The organism is Roseovarius faecimaris (genome assembly GCF_009762325.1).
GTDB lineage: Bacteria > Pseudomonadota > Alphaproteobacteria > Rhodobacterales > Rhodobacteraceae > Roseovarius > Roseovarius faecimaris.
On sequence record NZ_CP034348.1, the window covers coordinates 3,343,759 to 3,358,272 of the forward strand.

Sequence of the window (14,514 nt, forward strand, 5' to 3'; positions counted from 1 at the left end):
AGCCCGCCGCGCATCGCCAACGCGCGCCCATGCGGCTCGGGGTCCGGATTATCGTACAGCAGCAACCTCCCGCGCACCGGACATCCGCCGCTGAAACGGTATCACCGACCTTGCCCCCTGACCCGTCTGGCTGTAGGCATGGCACAACTCTCAAAGGGGGTGCCCTCATGACTCAGGACGATCCGAAAACACTGGTCTCGACGGAGTGGCTGGCGAGCCATATCAAGGACCCCGATCTGCGTATTCTCGATGGCAGCTGGTACATGCCCGCCGAGGGTCGCGACGCGCGAGCCGAATACGAGGCGGCGCATATTCCCGGTGCGAGGTTCTTCGATATCGACGATATTTCCGACCAGCGCTCGGACCTGCCGCATATGGCCCCGCCGGTGGAAAAATTCATGTCGCGCCTGCGGGCGATGGGCGTGGGCGACGGGCACCAGGTGGTGGTCTATGACGGGCAAGGCCTGTTTTCCGCCGCGCGCGTCTGGTGGCTGTTCCGGCTGATGGGACAGGAAAACATCGCCGTGCTCGACGGCGGGCTGCCGAAATGGCAAGCCGAAGGGCGCGAGATCGAGGATATGCCCCCCATCATCCGCGACCGGCACATGACCGTGCGGCGGCAGAACCAGATGGTGAAGGATGTCACGCAGGTCGCCGCAGCTGCGAAGCTGGGCGATTACGAAATTCTGGATGCGCGGTCCGCCGGACGCTTTCGGGGCGAAGAGCCGGAGCCGCGCGAGGGGCTGCGGAGCGGGCATATTCCGGGTTCAAAGAACGTACCATTTAGCAGCCTTCTGACTGCGGATGGCACGATGAAAACACCGGACGAATTGCGCAATATCTTTGCTGCGGCCGGTGTGGACCTTGCCAAACCGGCGATCACCTCCTGCGGATCGGGCGTAACGGCGGCGGTGATCAACCTGGCGTTTGAGCGGATCGGCAAGACCGACCATGCGCTTTATGACGGCTCCTGGACCGAATGGGGCGCCTTTCCCACCTTGCCCGTTGCCACCGGAGACGCGTGATGCTGAACGACCTGACCACCCAGCCCCCCGACAAGATCCTGGAACTGATGCAGATGTTCCGCGCCGATCCGCGCCCGGTCAAGATCGACCTGGGCGTGGGCGTCTACAAGGATGCAACCGGCCATACCCCGATCATGCGCGCCATCAAGGCGGCGGAGCAGAAGTGGTGGGAAAGCGAAGACAGCAAATCCTACACCGCGCTGGCGGGCGATGCGGGGTTTCTTGACGCAATGGTCGCACTGGTGCTGGACGATGCGGTGGCCCGTGAAAAGGTGGCGGCCTGCGCCACGCCGGGTGGCACGGGTGCTGTGCGGCAGGCGTTTGAACTGGCGCAGATGGCCAACCCGAAGGCCCGCGTTTTCACCTCGGATCCGACCTGGCCCAACCATCTAAGCATCCTGAAACATATCGGGATGGAGGCGGTCCCCTACAGGTATTTCGACAACGATAGCGGTGCGGTGAGTTTCGACGGCATGCTGGCCGATCTCGCTGCGGTGGAGACGGGCGATGTCGTGCTGCTGCATGGCTGCTGTCACAACCCGACCGGGGCCAACCTGACCCTGCCGGAATGGCAGGCGGTGATCGAGCTGATGAATGCCAAAGGTGCTATCCCGATGATCGACATCGCCTATCAGGGCTTTGGCGACGGGCTGGAAGAGGACGCGGCCGGCACGCGGCTGGTGGCGCGGTCCTGCCCGGAGGTTCTGATCGCGGCGAGCTGTTCCAAGAATTTCGGGATCTACCGCGAACGCACGGGTTGCACGATGGTGATCTGTCAGGATCAGGCACAGCGTGACCTGGCACAGGCCAATCTGGCGCATCTCAACCGTCAGACCTATTCCTTCCCGCCCGATCACGGGGCGCGGCTGGTCACCCTGGTGATGAATGATGACGCCCTGCGCGCCGACTGGCAGGCAGAGCTTGAAGAGGTGCGGCTTGGCATGCTGGCCCTGCGCGAGCAACTGGCGGGCGAGCTGCAACGGCTCACCGGGTCCGACCGGTTCGGATTTATCGCGCAGCATCGCGGCATGTTCTCGAGGCTGGGCCTCTCGCCAGAGGTGGTCAAACGCCTGCGCGAAGAACATGCGATCTACATGGTGGGCGACAGCCGGATCAATGTGGCGGGGCTCAACTCGGAAACCGTTCCGATCCTTGCAAAGGCGATTGTGGAGGTGGGGGGCTAGACCGCGCCCGCCCCGTCTTCCTGGCAAAACACTCGGGCAGGAGGCTAGATTTTTCGTACGAAAAATCTTGGCCCGGGGACCAGCGGTGTTCAGGCCCGGTAGCGGGCGAGGAACATCTCCACCGCGCCGGTGACCACGCGGTCGATATCGGCCTCCGTGCAGTCGCAGGCCACGCCGCAGAGGCAGCGCACGAAAAGATCGCTCTTGCACAGCTCGCCGAATTGCGAGGCGGCGAGATCCATGTCGTCGATCTTCAGCTCACCGCGGTCCACGTAATGTTGCAGCACCCCGCCGAGCCGCTGGCGCAGAAGCGCCGGGCCGGATTCGTAAAACCGCGCGCCAAGTTCGGGGAAACGGTGCGATTCCGATACGCAGATGCGAAACACCGCCTGCCCGAAATCCGAGAGGAAAAACCGCACCACCCTGTCGGCGGCCTCACGCAGCACATCCTCGACCGGGGCGTCCATTTCGAACACATCGAGCGCTTCATCCGCCTGGCGGTTACATTCCATGCGCGCCACTTCGGAAAAGAGCAGCCGTTTATCGGGGAAATAACTATACAGCGTGGCCTTCGAGACCTGGGCCGCACGGGCGATCTCGTCGACGCTGGCCCCTTCGAACCCATCGCGCATGAAGATCATGCGGGCGCCTTCCAGCACCTGGTCGAACTTGCGTCCCTTTTTGATCTCCGCGGCCAGTGCCGTCATGAATGTCCCTCTCGTCGCCGTGGCCAGTGTAGTCGGCCCGGCCCCGCGGGCGCAAGGGGGCGAGCGGGGCCGGGAGGGAGGAGCGCCTTGCGGCGCGGGGGGAGCTTGGCAGGCTTAGTTGTCAATGCCGGTGTCGTCCTGGGTCACGATCTCACTGGTCGGTTCGGGAAAGTCGAGCGGGGGAAAGAGGCTCGACATATCGACGCTTTGCGCCACGGCAGAGCTGGCGGCGAAGGACAGGACAAGGGCGGTTATCAGGCGTTTCATTTTGGGCTTCCTTTTCTGAACCGTTCAGTTCACATTTCTCAAACTAAACAGATTCGTTTAGTTTTCAAGAGCAAAAGTAAACTAATCGGTTCATTTTTGAGAGGCGCTTGAAGCCGCGCTATTATCTATTTGCTTTTGCTTGATATTTTAATGGGCATCAGGGTTTATTCACCCCTGATACCCCGGATCAGCTTTGCACGGACGGGCCGGTGGATGCAGGTCAGGCGAGGCTTGGCAGCCAGAGCACGATAGCCGGAAACGCCACCAGAAGAGCGATGGTGATGGCATCGGCAACAAAGAACGGCGTCACGCCCTTGAACACATCCTGCACGCTCAGATCGTCGCGCACGCCGGCCACGACAAAGCAGTTGAGCCCGATGGGCGGCGTGATCAGGCAGAACTCGGCCATCTTGACCACCAATATGCCGAACCAGATCGCGCACATCGTCCCGGACATGCCGAACGCCGAGTCGGCGGCACTTATCGTTTCGCCACCGTTCAGCGCCATGACCGCCGGATAGACCACCGGCAGGGTCAGCAGCAGCATGCCGATGGCATCCATGAACATGCCCAGCACCGCATAGGCCAGCAGGATGCAGATCAGGATCAGCATGGGCGAGACCGTCAGAGACGTGATCCAGTCGGAAAACGCCTGTGGCAGCTCGGCAAAGCCCAGGAAGCGCACATAGATCAGCACGCCCCAGATGATCGTGAAGATCATGACCGTCAGCTTCGCGGTTTCCAGCAGGGCGGATTTCAGCTCGGCCCAGCGCATCCCGCGATAAAGCGCCATGAGAAAGACGATGAACGCGCCCACCGCGCCGCCCTCGGTCGGCGTGCCCCAGGCATCTCCGAAGGGGTTATAGACAAAGAAGATGATGATCACGACCACAGCGACGATAGGCAGGGCTGGCGGCAGGGACACGAAGCGTTCGCGCCAGGTGAAGCCGCGGACCGGCGGGCCGACGGATTTGAACACCACCGCGATGGTGACGATCAGCACGCCATAGACCAATGCCGAGAAGGCCCCGGGGATGAAGCCCGCGAGGAGGAGCTTGCCCACGTCCTGTTCGACGATGATGGCATAGATCACGAGGATGGCCGAGGGCGGGATCAGCGAGGCGAGCGTGCCGCCTGCGGCCACGACCCCGGCAGCGAATTGCTTGTTATAGCCGATCTTCAGCATCTCGGGGATGGCAATGCGGGCAAAGACCGCCGCCGTGGCCACCGACGCGCCCGACACGGCGGCAAAGCCTGCCGTGGCGAAGACGGTCGAGACGGCGAGGCCGCCCGGCACCCAGGCGATCCAGCGTTTGGCGGCCTCAAAAAGCGCGCGGGTGAGGCCCGCGTAATAGGCGAGATAGCCGATCAGGATGAAGGTCGGGATGAGGGACAGGGCGTGGGAGGACACTTTGGAATGCGGCACGGAGCCTGCCAGCTTGACGCTGATTTCCACCGCCTTGCCGAAGCGGGCCGGGTCATAGTCGAACCCGTTCCAGCGCAGCCAGACCAGCCCGACAAAGCCCGCAAGCCCCGCGGCAAAGGCGACGCGCATCCCCAGGACGACCATCACGAGCATCCCACCCGTGACCCAGAGGCCAATGGTTATCGGTTCCATCAGTCGCGCCCTTCAAGTTGGGCCGCCTCGGCGCGGGCCTGTTCCTCGACCGTCATGGTGAGCGGTACGGCGACCGGGGTCTCCAGCCCCAGCACCAGCGCCCGCCCATAGCCCCATATCTGGATCAGAAGGCGCAGGCAGAGCACGGCAAAGGCGACCGGCACGATCAGCTTGGACGGCCAGACCGGCAGGCCGATATCGATGGTGCTATCGCGGCTCCACATCGGGCGGGACATATCGAAGCTGCGATCGAAATGCGCCCAGCTTCCCCAGAGCAACATAAGGATCAGACCGAAGATCAGCAGCACCGAGAGAAGCTCGGCCGCCCAAAGCGCACGGCCCTGCAGCCGACCGATCAGGATGTCCATGCGGATATGCCCGCCATCACGCTGCACATAGGCGATGCCCATGACCGCCATCAGCGGCAGCAGCACCTCGATCCAGTCCACATAGCCGGGCATGGGGGACCCGAAGAATTTGCGCCCCGCCACCGAATAGGCGGCGAGGAACATCAGCGAGAAGACCGCGAGCCCCGAAAGGAGCCCCAGGAAGCGTTCCAGCGTCACAAGGCTCCGGTCCAGGCGGCTGAGCCAGCTTTCATCGCTCAGGACTGTGGCGGCACCAGCCACGGCGCGCGCCCCTTAGTTCGACATCGCCTTTTTCTCGGCGAGTGTGGATTGCACGAGGTCAAAGAGTTCCTGACCGGGCAGGCCCTGTGCTTCCATGTCGGCGATCCAGGCCTCGCGGCTGGGGTCGGCGGCCTTGGCGCGGAAGGCGTCAAGCTCGGAATCCGAGATCATGACTTTGGTCACGCCCTTCTCTTCGAGAATGCCATCCCACTTCTTCAGTAGCTCGCCATAGTTCGACAGGTAATGCGCGATGGCCTCATCGACCGACGCATCCAGCGCGGCGCGGTGTTCATCGCTCAGCCCCTCATAGGCGTCGATATTGACCACGACCGGGCAGTTCACCGTGCCGGGGTTGAGGTTGGCGGTCCACCAGGTGGCCTGGTTGATCGTGCCGAAGCTGAGATGTGCGTGCTGGGCAAAGGCAACGGTGTCGACCACGCCACTTTCCATCGCCTGATAGGCCTCTGTGGCGGTCACGGAGGTGGGCACGGCGCCGACGGCTTCGAACGCGCGGCCCAGACCGCCGGTGGCGCGCACGCGCATGCCTTCAAAGTCGGCCAGCGTCTCGCGCGGCTCGCCGGTGCCGACGATGTTGTATTGCGGCATGGGCGAGGTCATCAGAAGCTTGGCGTTCCACTGCGCCATTTCATCGGCCACGGCGGGGTGGCCATAGACGGCATGGCTGACCGCCACTTCCTGATCGAGGTTTTCAACCCCGAGGAAAGGCAGCTCGAGCACGGTGATGAGGCGGTTCTTGTCGGGGTGGTAGCCCGCGCAGAACTGCGCCATTTCAAACGCGCCGATGGAGATACCATCGAGGTTTTCCTTGTTCTTGCTGAGCCCGCCATAAGAGATGTTCATGGTGAACTCGCCGCCGGTCTTTTCGCTGACAAGCTCGGCCAGCTTTTCGACATGTTCGGTAAAGGCCCGGCGTTTGCCCCAGAGCGACACGTTCCATTCGGTGGCCAGAGCCTCACCGACAAATGCAAAAGAGATGGCAGCGACGGCCGCGCCGCGCAGGATGGTTTTCATGGTGATCCTCCCTAGAATCGATGACGTCTTTTTGGTTATGGGCAGAACCTAGCACGTTCGCGCCGGGATGCCACAGGCAGCGTGCAACAGGTTATTTCGGGCGGCAGGTGAACACGACATTGTCCTGAGTGTTGGTCTTGAATTTCCAGTCGCCTGTGATGGTGGCCTGGCCCTTGCCGTTCTGGCCCATTTCCACATTCGACAGGGTTGCGGGCGGAGAGGCCGCGATGGTGATCTGATTGCCGGACATCTGCGCCGAAAGGGCCGCGCGATTGGACCATTGATAGCGCACGGGCTGGCCGTCCTCGACCCAGAGCCGCGCCTTTTTGCCGAACAGCTTGGCCTCGCAGATCTGCTTGTCCTGGGCCAGCGCCGCGCCAGGTGAAAGGAGCAAAACGCAGGTGGCAAGGCCGATCAGGTAGGGTTTCATAGCGTATCCTGTTGGTTGGGATATGTGTCAGGCCAGAGTGGAGCATGTCACCCCCCTTTGCGCAATGGGTCTCCAACGGCAGGGCTTGCAGCGGGGCGTAAGACTGATAAATTAGAATAATTCTAATCTGGAGCCTGACATGATCCCCGGAGTTTCTTCGCGCCGCCGCTTTTCGGACCTGAGTGAACAGGAAATCCTGGCGCTGGCGATTTCCTCGGAAGAGGATGACGCGCGTATCTATCGCAGCTATGCCGAAATGCTGCGCACCGATTTCCCGGACAGTGCCGCGGTGTTCGACGGCATGGCCGAAGAGGAAGACGGGCATCGCAAATCGCTGATCGAGCTGCACAAGGCGCGGTTTGGCGACGTGATCCCGCTGATCCGGCGCGAGCATGTGGCCGGGTTCTATGCGCGGCGGCCCGTCTGGCTGATCGAGAACCTCGGGATCGAGCGCATCCGGGCCGAGGCCGAAGCGATGGAGCGCGACGCCGAGGCGTTCTATCTCAAGGCCGCGCAACGCACGAGCGACGCGGACACGCGCAAGCTCCTGGGCACGCTGGCCGCGGCCGAGGCAGGCCACCAGGACCGCGCCGGAGAATTGCAGGACGAACATCTGGACGAAGAGGCGCGCGACGCCGAAGAGCGCACCGCCAAGCGGCAATTCGTGCTGACCTGGGTGCAGCCGGGGCTGGCGGGGCTGATGGATGGCTCGGTCAGCACATTGGCCCCGATCTTTGCCACCGCCTTTGCCACGCAGGACACCTGGACGACGTTCCTGGTGGGTCTGGCGGCGTCGGTGGGCGCGGGTATCTCGATGGGTTTCACCGAAGCGGCCAGCGACGATGGCGAGTTGTCGGGCCGCGGCAGCCCGATGAAACGCGGCTTTGCCAGCGGCATCATGACCACCGTGGGCGGGCTGGGTCATGCCCTGCCTTACCTCATCCCCGATTTCTGGACCGCGACGATCATTGCGATCATCGTCGTGTTCGTCGAGCTTTGGGCGATTGCGTGGATCCAGAACAAGTATATGGAAACACCTTTCTTCCGGGCGGCGTTTCAGGTGGTTCTGGGCGGCGCGCTGGTCTTTGCGGCCGGGGTGCTGATCGGGTCGGGCTGACGCGGGCCCGGGGCGGGGCCTCAGTAGCCGGAGCCGGCCTCTTCCGAGGCGGGCGCGGGGGCGGGTTCAGGCGCGGGGGTCGGCAGACAGGCCGAACAGGCCAGCAAAGCGGCAAAGGCCAGAACGGTCAGGCGCGGGTGCGGATAGGGCATAATATATCCTTTCAGAAATAAACACGGCAGTAGCGCCAGAATGCCCCGTCTGCGTGATCTTTCCAATCGTCGCGGGCCTGAGATCACCGGATGTTGATTGACCCGGGGCGACAGGATGCTACCAAGCGGTATGCTGGCCATCTTCTTGCAGACGCTGCCCTTCTTTCTGATTATCGGCCTTGGTTATGGGGCCGGGCGGACACGTTTTTTCAGCGAAGAGGCCACGGCCTATCTCACGAAATTCGTCTTTTACTTTGCGCTGTCGGCTATGCTGTTCCGGTTTTCGGCCAATCTGAGCCTGGCTGAAATCATCGACTGGCGATTCATCGGCGCCTATCTCTGGGCCACCGGCTTTGTCTATCTGGTGGCGACGATGGTGGCGCTGCTGCGGCGCATTTCGATCGAGGAGGCCGCGGTCGAGGCGCAATGCGCGGTGATCGGGAATGTCGGCTTCCTGGGTATCCCGATGCTGGTGCTGCTGATGGGCGAGGCAGCGATTGCGTCGGTCATGCTGGTTCTGGCGGTGGACCTCATTGTCTTTGGTTCGCTCATCGTCATCCTTGTCACCGGCTCGCGTGATGGGCGCATGTCACTTGGAATTCTCAAGACGGTTGGCATGGGACTGTTGAAGAACCCGATGATCGTGTCGATCGTGCTGGGGCTGAGCTGGAGCGCGCTTCAGATCCCGATCCCGGCCCCGATGAATGATTTTCTGTCCATCCTGGGCGGGGCGGCCACGCCCGGGGCGCTGTTTGCCATCGGCGCGTCGCTGGCCAGCAAGTCGGCGGAACGGCCTTTCGTCGCCGGGTGGCTGAGCTTTTGCAAGCTGGTGCTGCATCCGGGGGTCGTGGCGCTCTCGGCGCTCTGGCTGTTTCCGGTCGAGCCCTATGCGGCAAGCGTGATGATCGCGGCGGCGGCGCTGCCGGTGGCGGGCAATGTCTATATCCTGGCCCAGCATTACGGGGTGGCGCCGCAACGGGTGTCGGCTTCGATCCTGATCTCGACGGCGCTTGCGGTGCTGAGCGTGTCGCTGGTGATCGGCTGGGTCAGCCCGTTGGCGGGGCTCTAGGTTATGGCCGGGTACAGACCGATCCCCCTGCCCCACCGCGCCGATCTGAGCGATGACGAGGCGCTGCACGAGGCGCGCGCCTTTCGCGATCACATGCGCCAGCGCCATACGGTGCGCCATTTCAGCCTGCGCCCGGTGCCCGAAGCGGTGATCACCGCCTGCATCGAGGCGGCGGGCACGGCCCCCAGCGGCGCGAACCAGCAGCCCTGGCATTTCGCCGCGATCAGCGATCCGCAGATGAAGGCGCGCATTCGCGACGCGGCGGAAACGGAGGAGCGGCGGTTTTACGAGGGCGGCGGCGGCGATGAATGGCTGGCGGCGCTGGAGCCCATTGGCACCGGGGCCAACAAACCGCACCTGACCGATGCGCCCTGGCTGATTGTGATCTTCGCCCAGCGCTGGGGCGTGAACCCGGACGGGTCGCGGCGCAAGCATTACTATGTGCCAGAAAGCGTCGGGATCGCCACGGGCGTGCTGATCACCGCGCTGCACCGCGCGGGGCTGGTGAGCCTGACGCATACGCCGAACCCGATGAAATTCCTCAATGGCTTATGCGCACGGCCCGAGAATGAGAAACCGGTGATGATCCTTGCGGTGGGTCACGCCGCGGAACACGCGACGGTGCCCGCGGTGGCGAAGGAGAAGAAGCGGCTGGATGAGATTGCGAGTTTCTTTCGTGGCGACGCTTAGAACTCAGCCTCGTTCAGATCTATCGCGACGGGCGTAAAGAACAACTGCTCAGCGGGTGCGGCAAACTCAAGCCGACATAACCCGCGCGATTTGGCGTCGGCCAGAGCGATATCGTATTTGACCCGCTGCTGATCGTTCACGTCGCAATAGCTGTTCTCGCTCAGGTCGGCGCCCGGCTGCGCGCACAGGTGATCGGCCAGCCGGTAGGTCCTGACCATCGGGCAGAGAATTTGCGGCCCCAGATCAACGCCCTCTCCGGCATTGCGCCATTTTTCAGGCCCTTCGCCACGTTGCGCCTTAAGGATGACTTCATATTCGTAATTCTTGTCCCAGAGGTATCTGACGACGTGCTGAATGTCATGTTGCGAGTAATAAATGGCGTTTTCCCAGTAGGGATTGTTCAGACCGATGCCGTCGGCCTCCATAACATCAAACCTAGCCCGCGCATATGACAGCCAGTGCGAGGCGATATAGGGCTGAACGATAAGGCGGCGACGCGTAAAGTCCGTCTCTTCGGCGAGTGTAATGCGGTCTTCGCCTGCCTCATAGGTCCGGCCCTGCGGGTCAATGGCAAACTGCGTCACCGGCATCAGCAGGAGTGACAGAAGTTTGGGATCGAACGGGTCATGCTTGAGTTTCTCGCGCGCATCAGCCTTGGCGCGGCGCATGACGGCTTCGCTGAGGAAATCGTGGTCATATCGACCCGCGAGATACATGTCGAACGCCATGGCCCCGCCCATGTTCAACACATCGGGACGCTTGAAATACTCGGCGAGCGTGGCGGCCTGGCTTTCGGTTGCGTTGACCATGTAGTAGGCGAAAGTCGTGTCTTCGATGAGAGTTGGAACCGGGATGTTCCAGACCATCTGGTGCGCCCAATCCCCATCGGTCAGGTTATGGTAGTTCAACGCAGCGTAGAGTTTGCAATAGAGGACCGGGTCCATATCGAACTGGACCTTGGGCGCATAGGTGTCGCACATCTGTTCCGCTTGTGAGCGCCGCCCACCCCAGCCCGCATGGGTAAGAAACAGGGCGCGGCGCAGGCTGCCCATATTCGGGTCTGTCTCCATCACCTTTTTCAGCGCCTTGCGACCTGCCTGCTTGGCGCCCATGGAATTGCCTAACACAAAAATCGCATCCGAAGCACCGACCAGTCTGGGGTTCAGCCGATAGGCCTCGCGGGCGTGCTGCCAGGCCTGAGAATGCATCTTTCGGAATTCGCTCAGCGCATGCGGGTGGATGTCGCCCGCGACCCCCTCGCCGCGGGTTATCCAGCCTCCATTGATCAAAGACCATGCCCGGGCCGTGTGGGCAAAGGCGGAATCCGGCATCCTGTCCACCCAGGTCTTTGAGAAACTGAGGATCTCGGGATGTGTCGTCTCAAACAACATGAACAGGGAGCGTATGTCATCGGCTTCAATCCGGCGCGCCAAGAAGTCTGATTGCGCGGCCATGAAAGCGTTTTCGACATCTCTGTATCGCCGGTCATAGATGGCGCTCCGCATTTCCTCGACGCTGATGAAATCATCGGCCGCTTCAAGGTTTTCGGGGCTGGCAATGGCCGTGGAAGAGCACCACAGTACCAATATCAAAACGAGGCGCATCATGGCATAGTCCGGTTTGATTTTTCTCCCGCGCAGAGTGCAGAGCAATTTTGACGAGAATCAGACCCCCCAAAGAAACAACCATGGCATGCAGGCGCATTTGCCATCGGGAATGACGAGAATTGGCGTTTTGTTCATGTCCCAGCGCTGATAGTGCTAGGGGGATATGAAGGAACGATGAAACGAGGGAGAGCCTGATGGAAACGGTTTCGGAAAACGCCTGTTTTGGCGGAGTGCAGGGGGTTTACACCCATGCATCAGAAGCTTGCGGATGTGACATGACCTTTGGTCTGTTCCTGCCCGATGAGGCGCGGGACGGCCCGGTACCGGTGCTGTGGTATCTCAGCGGGCTGACCTGCACCCACGAGAACGCGATGGTTAAGGCAGGGGCGCAGGGCTGGGCCGCCGAGCAGGGTATTGCACTTGTGTTTCCGGATACGAGCCCGCGTGGTGAAGGCGTGGCCGATGACGAGGGTTACGATCTGGGCCAGGGTGCCGGATTTTACGTGAATGCCACGCAGGACCCCTGGAAACCGCATTTTCAGATGTGGGACTATGTGGCCGAGGAGCTGCCGCGCCTGATCACCGGCAATTTCGCGGTGGATGAAGAGCGTCAGGCGATCACCGGCCATTCGATGGGGGGGCATGGCGCGCTGACCCTGGCGATGAACCTCGCCGGCCGTTACCGGTCCGTCTCGGCCTTTGCGCCGATCTCCAACCCGACGGCAAGCGACTGGGGCCGCAAGCAGCTGAGCGCTTATCTGGGGGACGATGAAAGCCTCTGGGCCAGGCATGACGCGAGCCTGATGATGCGCGAAGCAGGGTTTGACGGACCGGTCCTGACCGATACGGGCACGAATGACCAGTTCATTGACCTGCTCAGGCCCGAAGCCCTGGCCGAGGCCTGTGCCGCGCGCCGCCAGCATGCCACGCTGCGGATGCAACCGGGCTATGACCACAGCTATTTCTTTGTCTCGACCTTCATGGAGGATCACATCGCCTTCCATGCCGAGGCGCTTTATGCGGGGTGAGCGATGCGCAACCACTATGACCTGATCATCATCGGCTCAGGGCCCGCGGGCCGGGCGGCGGCCATCCAGGCGGGTAAGCTCAAGCGCCGGGTTCTGGTGATCGACCGCAAGGACCGGCTGGGCGGGGTTTCGGTGCATACCGGCACGATCCCATCCAAAACCCTGCGCGAGACGGTGCTGAACCTGTCGGGCTGGCGCGAGCGGTCGTTCTACGGGCGCTCCTACCGGGTGAAGGATGACATCCACGCCGATGACCTCAAGGGACGGCTGCACCAGACACTTGATTACGAGGTGGATGTGCTGGAGCACCAGTTCAACCGCAACCATGTGGATACGCTCAATGGCTTTGCGCGCTTCACCGGCACAAACACGGTGGAAGTTGCAACGGAGGCGGGCGAGACCTCGACGCTCTCTGCCGACCGGTTCCTGATTTCGACCGGCACCCATACCTACCGGCCCGACTATGTGCCGTTCAACGGGCACAGCATCGTGGATAGCGATGAATTTCTTGAGATGGCGCATATCCCGCGCGGGCTGATCGTTGTGGGCGCGGGGGTGATCGGGGTGGAATATGCCACAATGTTTTCGGCGCTCGATGTGCGGGTGACGCTGATCGAGCCGCGCGACAGTTTCCTCGATTTCATCGACAAGCGCACGATCCAGGAGTTTACCCATCAGATCCGCGAGAACGGGGTGGACCTCAGGCTGGGCTCGCCCATCGAGACGATCGAGGATGCGGGTGAGCATGTCGAGGTCAGCCTGGAGAACGGACGGCATGTGCGCGCCGAGATGCTGCTCTTTGCTGCCGGGCGCATGGGGGCGACGGAAAAGCTGAACCTGGAGGCGGTTGGGATCAAGACGGATCATCGCGGCCGGATCGAGGTGGACCGCAAGACCTATCAGACCAGCCAGCCACATATCTATGCGGCAGGGGATGTGATCGGACATCCGAGCCTTGCCTCGACGTCGCTGCAGCAGGGGCGTGTCGCGGCCTGTCATGCGCTGGACGTGCCGAGCCTGGAGGAAAGCCCGTGGTTTCCCTATGGCATCTACTCGGTGCCCGAGATTTCGACCTGCGGGATGTCCGAGGAGGAAATGCAGGAGCGCGGCATTCCCTACGAGGTGGGCATTGCCCGGTTCCGCGAGACCAGCCGTGGACATATCATGGGGCTGGAGCACGGGATGCTGAAGATGCTGTTCAGCCTCAAGACGCGGCGCGTTCTGGGCGTGCAGATCGTGGGCGAAGGCGCGACGGAGCTGATCCATATCGCGCAGGCGGTGCTGAACCTGAAGGGGACGGTGGATTACTTCGTGAAAAACACGTTCAACTATCCGACCCTGGCCGAAGCCTACAAGATCGCGGGGCTGGATGCGTTCAACCGGATGCCGATCCCCGAAGAGTTCAAGGTAAAAGGCAAACGGAAGACGTGAGAATTTTCTTCGTACGAAGAAAATTGAATTGAGAAAATTCGTACGAATTTTCTTTGGAGGTGGCGCTCTATGGCGATTTATGTGGATGCCGATGCCTGCCCGGTGAAAGCCGAGGTTGAAAAGGTCGGCACGCGGCACCGGGCACGGATGTTCATCGTCTCCAATGGCGGCATTCGCCCCTCGCAGAACCCGCTGGTCGAGACGGTGATCGTGCCGGATGGCCCGGATGTGGCCGACATGTGGATCGCCGACCGGGCCGGGCCGGGCGATGTCGTGATCACCGGGGACATCCCGCTTGCCGCGAAATGCGTCGAGGCGGGCGCGCGGGTGCTCAAGCATAATGGCGAGGCGCTGAGCGCGGCCAATATCGGCAATGTGCTGGCGACGCGCGACCTGATGGCCGACCTGCGCGCCGCCGATCCCTTCCGGCAGGGCGGTGGAAAGGGGTTCACGAAGGCCGATCGCTCGCGCTTTCTGGATGCGCTGGAACGCGAACTGCGCCGGGCTGGAGGCTAAGCCCGGGGTTTA

General features: G+C 62.2%; 16 protein-coding genes. 8 read left to right on the forward strand and 8 right to left on the reverse strand.

Annotated elements, in window-relative coordinates; genetic code table 11:
• Positions 1-167: 167 nt before the first annotated feature.
• Together sseA and EI983_RS16775 are read left to right on the forward strand one after the other, a co-directional pair.
• The gene (gene sseA / locus EI983_RS16770) at positions 168-1,025 is read left to right on the forward strand and encodes a 3-mercaptopyruvate sulfurtransferase (protein WP_157708496.1); all 858 of its coding nucleotides are present in this window, start codon (positions 168-170) and stop codon (positions 1,023-1,025) included.
• Complete coding sequence (locus EI983_RS16775) at positions 1,025-2,209, forward strand: amino acid aminotransferase (protein WP_157708497.1); 1,185 nt, start codon at positions 1,025-1,027, stop codon at positions 2,207-2,209. Before sseA ends, EI983_RS16775 begins: the two co-directional genes overlap by 1 nt.
• Before the next feature lie 89 nt (positions 2,210-2,298).
• On the opposite strand, the gene EI983_RS16780 is transcribed toward EI983_RS16775, so the two are convergent.
• From EI983_RS16780 to EI983_RS16800, 6 genes are all read right to left on the reverse strand, one after another.
• Positions 2,299-2,916, reverse strand: a complete 618-nt coding sequence (locus EI983_RS16780; protein WP_157708498.1) for a TetR/AcrR family transcriptional regulator — start codon at positions 2,914-2,916, stop codon at positions 2,299-2,301.
• 114 nt (positions 2,917-3,030) lie between these two features.
• Positions 3,031-3,183, reverse strand: coding sequence for a hypothetical protein (locus tag EI983_RS19275; protein ID WP_198389330.1), 153 nt, complete (start codon positions 3,181-3,183; stop codon positions 3,031-3,033).
• A 220-nt stretch (positions 3,184-3,403) separates the two neighbouring features.
• Positions 3,404-4,801: a TRAP transporter large permease gene (locus EI983_RS16785; protein WP_157708499.1), complete on the reverse strand. Its 1,398-nt coding sequence runs from the start codon at positions 4,799-4,801 to the stop codon at positions 3,404-3,406.
• Positions 4,801-5,430 (reverse strand): TRAP transporter small permease subunit, encoded by a 630-nt coding sequence (locus EI983_RS16790; RefSeq protein ID WP_157708500.1) that lies wholly within the window; start codon positions 5,428-5,430, stop codon positions 4,801-4,803. Before EI983_RS16790 ends, EI983_RS16785 begins: the two co-directional genes overlap by 1 nt.
• A gap of 12 nt (positions 5,431-5,442) precedes the next feature.
• Positions 5,443-6,462 carry a C4-dicarboxylate TRAP transporter substrate-binding protein gene (locus tag EI983_RS16795; RefSeq protein ID WP_157708501.1) on the reverse strand — a complete coding sequence of 340 codons (1,020 nt, stop codon included), beginning with the start codon at positions 6,460-6,462 and terminating at the stop codon, positions 5,443-5,445.
• Positions 6,463-6,553: 91 nt separating this feature from the next.
• Positions 6,554-6,892, reverse strand: a complete 339-nt coding sequence (locus EI983_RS16800) for a hypothetical protein (RefSeq protein WP_157708502.1) — start codon at positions 6,890-6,892, stop codon at positions 6,554-6,556.
• 139 nt (positions 6,893-7,031) lie between these two features.
• Between EI983_RS16800 and mbfA the strand changes: the two genes are divergently transcribed.
• A complete protein-coding gene (mbfA, locus tag EI983_RS16805; protein WP_157708503.1) occupies positions 7,032-8,009 on the forward strand; it encodes an iron exporter MbfA in 978 nt (325 codons plus the stop codon).
• 20 nt (positions 8,010-8,029) lie between these two features.
• Here the strand turns inward: mbfA and EI983_RS19475 are convergent, their stop codons facing one another.
• Positions 8,030-8,161, reverse strand: a complete 132-nt coding sequence (locus tag EI983_RS19475; RefSeq protein ID WP_281356438.1) for a hypothetical protein — start codon at positions 8,159-8,161, stop codon at positions 8,030-8,032.
• Between the two features lie 130 nt (positions 8,162-8,291).
• Between EI983_RS19475 and EI983_RS16810 the strand changes: the two genes are divergently transcribed.
• Together EI983_RS16810 and EI983_RS16815 are read left to right on the forward strand one after the other, a co-directional pair.
• Positions 8,292-9,230, forward strand: a complete 939-nt coding sequence (locus EI983_RS16810; protein WP_157708504.1) for an AEC family transporter — start codon at positions 8,292-8,294, stop codon at positions 9,228-9,230.
• Positions 9,231-9,233: 3 nt separating this feature from the next.
• Entirely contained in the window at positions 9,234-9,920 is a 687-nt protein-coding gene (locus EI983_RS16815) for a nitroreductase family protein (RefSeq protein WP_157708505.1), read from the forward strand.
• Here the strand turns inward: EI983_RS16815 and EI983_RS16820 are convergent.
• The gene (locus EI983_RS16820; RefSeq protein WP_157708506.1) at positions 9,917-11,527 is read right to left on the reverse strand and encodes a DUF4034 domain-containing protein; all 1,611 of its coding nucleotides are present in this window, start codon (positions 11,525-11,527) and stop codon (positions 9,917-9,919) included. The genes EI983_RS16815 and EI983_RS16820 overlap by 4 nt on opposite strands.
• Before the next feature lie 194 nt (positions 11,528-11,721).
• On the opposite strand from EI983_RS16820, the gene fghA reads away from it, so the two are divergent.
• From fghA to EI983_RS16835, 3 genes are all read left to right on the forward strand, one after another.
• A complete protein-coding gene (gene fghA / locus EI983_RS16825) occupies positions 11,722-12,555 on the forward strand; it encodes an S-formylglutathione hydrolase (RefSeq protein WP_157708507.1) in 834 nt (277 codons plus the stop codon).
• A gap of 3 nt (positions 12,556-12,558) precedes the next feature.
• Positions 12,559-13,986 (forward strand): Si-specific NAD(P)(+) transhydrogenase, encoded by a 1,428-nt coding sequence (gene sthA / locus EI983_RS16830; RefSeq protein WP_157708508.1) that lies wholly within the window; start codon positions 12,559-12,561, stop codon positions 13,984-13,986.
• 69 nt (positions 13,987-14,055) lie between these two features.
• Positions 14,056-14,502 (forward strand): YaiI/YqxD family protein, encoded by a 447-nt coding sequence (locus tag EI983_RS16835; RefSeq protein WP_157708509.1) that lies wholly within the window; start codon positions 14,056-14,058, stop codon positions 14,500-14,502.
• The last annotated feature ends 12 nt before the right edge of the window (positions 14,503-14,514 follow it).

Excerpts from the sequence above, each read along its gene's own strand:
- sseA (WP_157708496.1), top strand. The coding sequence starts at position 168 with ATGACTCAGGACGATCCGAAAACACTGGTCTCGACGGAGTGGCTGGCG.
- EI983_RS16775 (WP_157708497.1), top strand. The coding sequence starts at position 1,025 with ATGCTGAACGACCTGACCACCCAGCCCCCCGACAAGATCCTGGAACTG.
- EI983_RS16780 (WP_157708498.1), bottom strand. The coding sequence starts at position 2,916 with ATGACGGCACTGGCCGCGGAGATCAAAAAGGGACGCAAGTTCGACCAG.
- EI983_RS19275 (WP_198389330.1), bottom strand. The coding sequence starts at position 3,183 with ATGAAACGCCTGATAACCGCCCTTGTCCTGTCCTTCGCCGCCAGCTCT.
- EI983_RS16785 (WP_157708499.1), bottom strand. The coding sequence starts at position 4,801 with ATGGAACCGATAACCATTGGCCTCTGGGTCACGGGTGGGATGCTCGTG.
- EI983_RS16795 (WP_157708501.1), bottom strand. The coding sequence starts at position 6,462 with ATGAAAACCATCCTGCGCGGCGCGGCCGTCGCTGCCATCTCTTTTGCA.
- EI983_RS16800 (WP_157708502.1), bottom strand. The coding sequence starts at position 6,892 with ATGAAACCCTACCTGATCGGCCTTGCCACCTGCGTTTTGCTCCTTTCA.
- mbfA (WP_157708503.1), top strand. The coding sequence starts at position 7,032 with ATGATCCCCGGAGTTTCTTCGCGCCGCCGCTTTTCGGACCTGAGTGAA.
- EI983_RS19475 (WP_281356438.1), bottom strand. The coding sequence starts at position 8,161 with ATGCCCTATCCGCACCCGCGCCTGACCGTTCTGGCCTTTGCCGCTTTG.
- EI983_RS16810 (WP_157708504.1), top strand. The coding sequence starts at position 8,292 with ATGCTGGCCATCTTCTTGCAGACGCTGCCCTTCTTTCTGATTATCGGC.
- EI983_RS16815 (WP_157708505.1), top strand. The coding sequence starts at position 9,234 with ATGGCCGGGTACAGACCGATCCCCCTGCCCCACCGCGCCGATCTGAGC.
- EI983_RS16820 (WP_157708506.1), bottom strand. The coding sequence starts at position 11,527 with ATGATGCGCCTCGTTTTGATATTGGTACTGTGGTGCTCTTCCACGGCC.
- fghA (WP_157708507.1), top strand. The coding sequence starts at position 11,722 with ATGGAAACGGTTTCGGAAAACGCCTGTTTTGGCGGAGTGCAGGGGGTT.
- sthA (WP_157708508.1), top strand. The coding sequence starts at position 12,559 with ATGCGCAACCACTATGACCTGATCATCATCGGCTCAGGGCCCGCGGGC.
- EI983_RS16835 (WP_157708509.1), top strand. The coding sequence starts at position 14,056 with ATGGCGATTTATGTGGATGCCGATGCCTGCCCGGTGAAAGCCGAGGTT.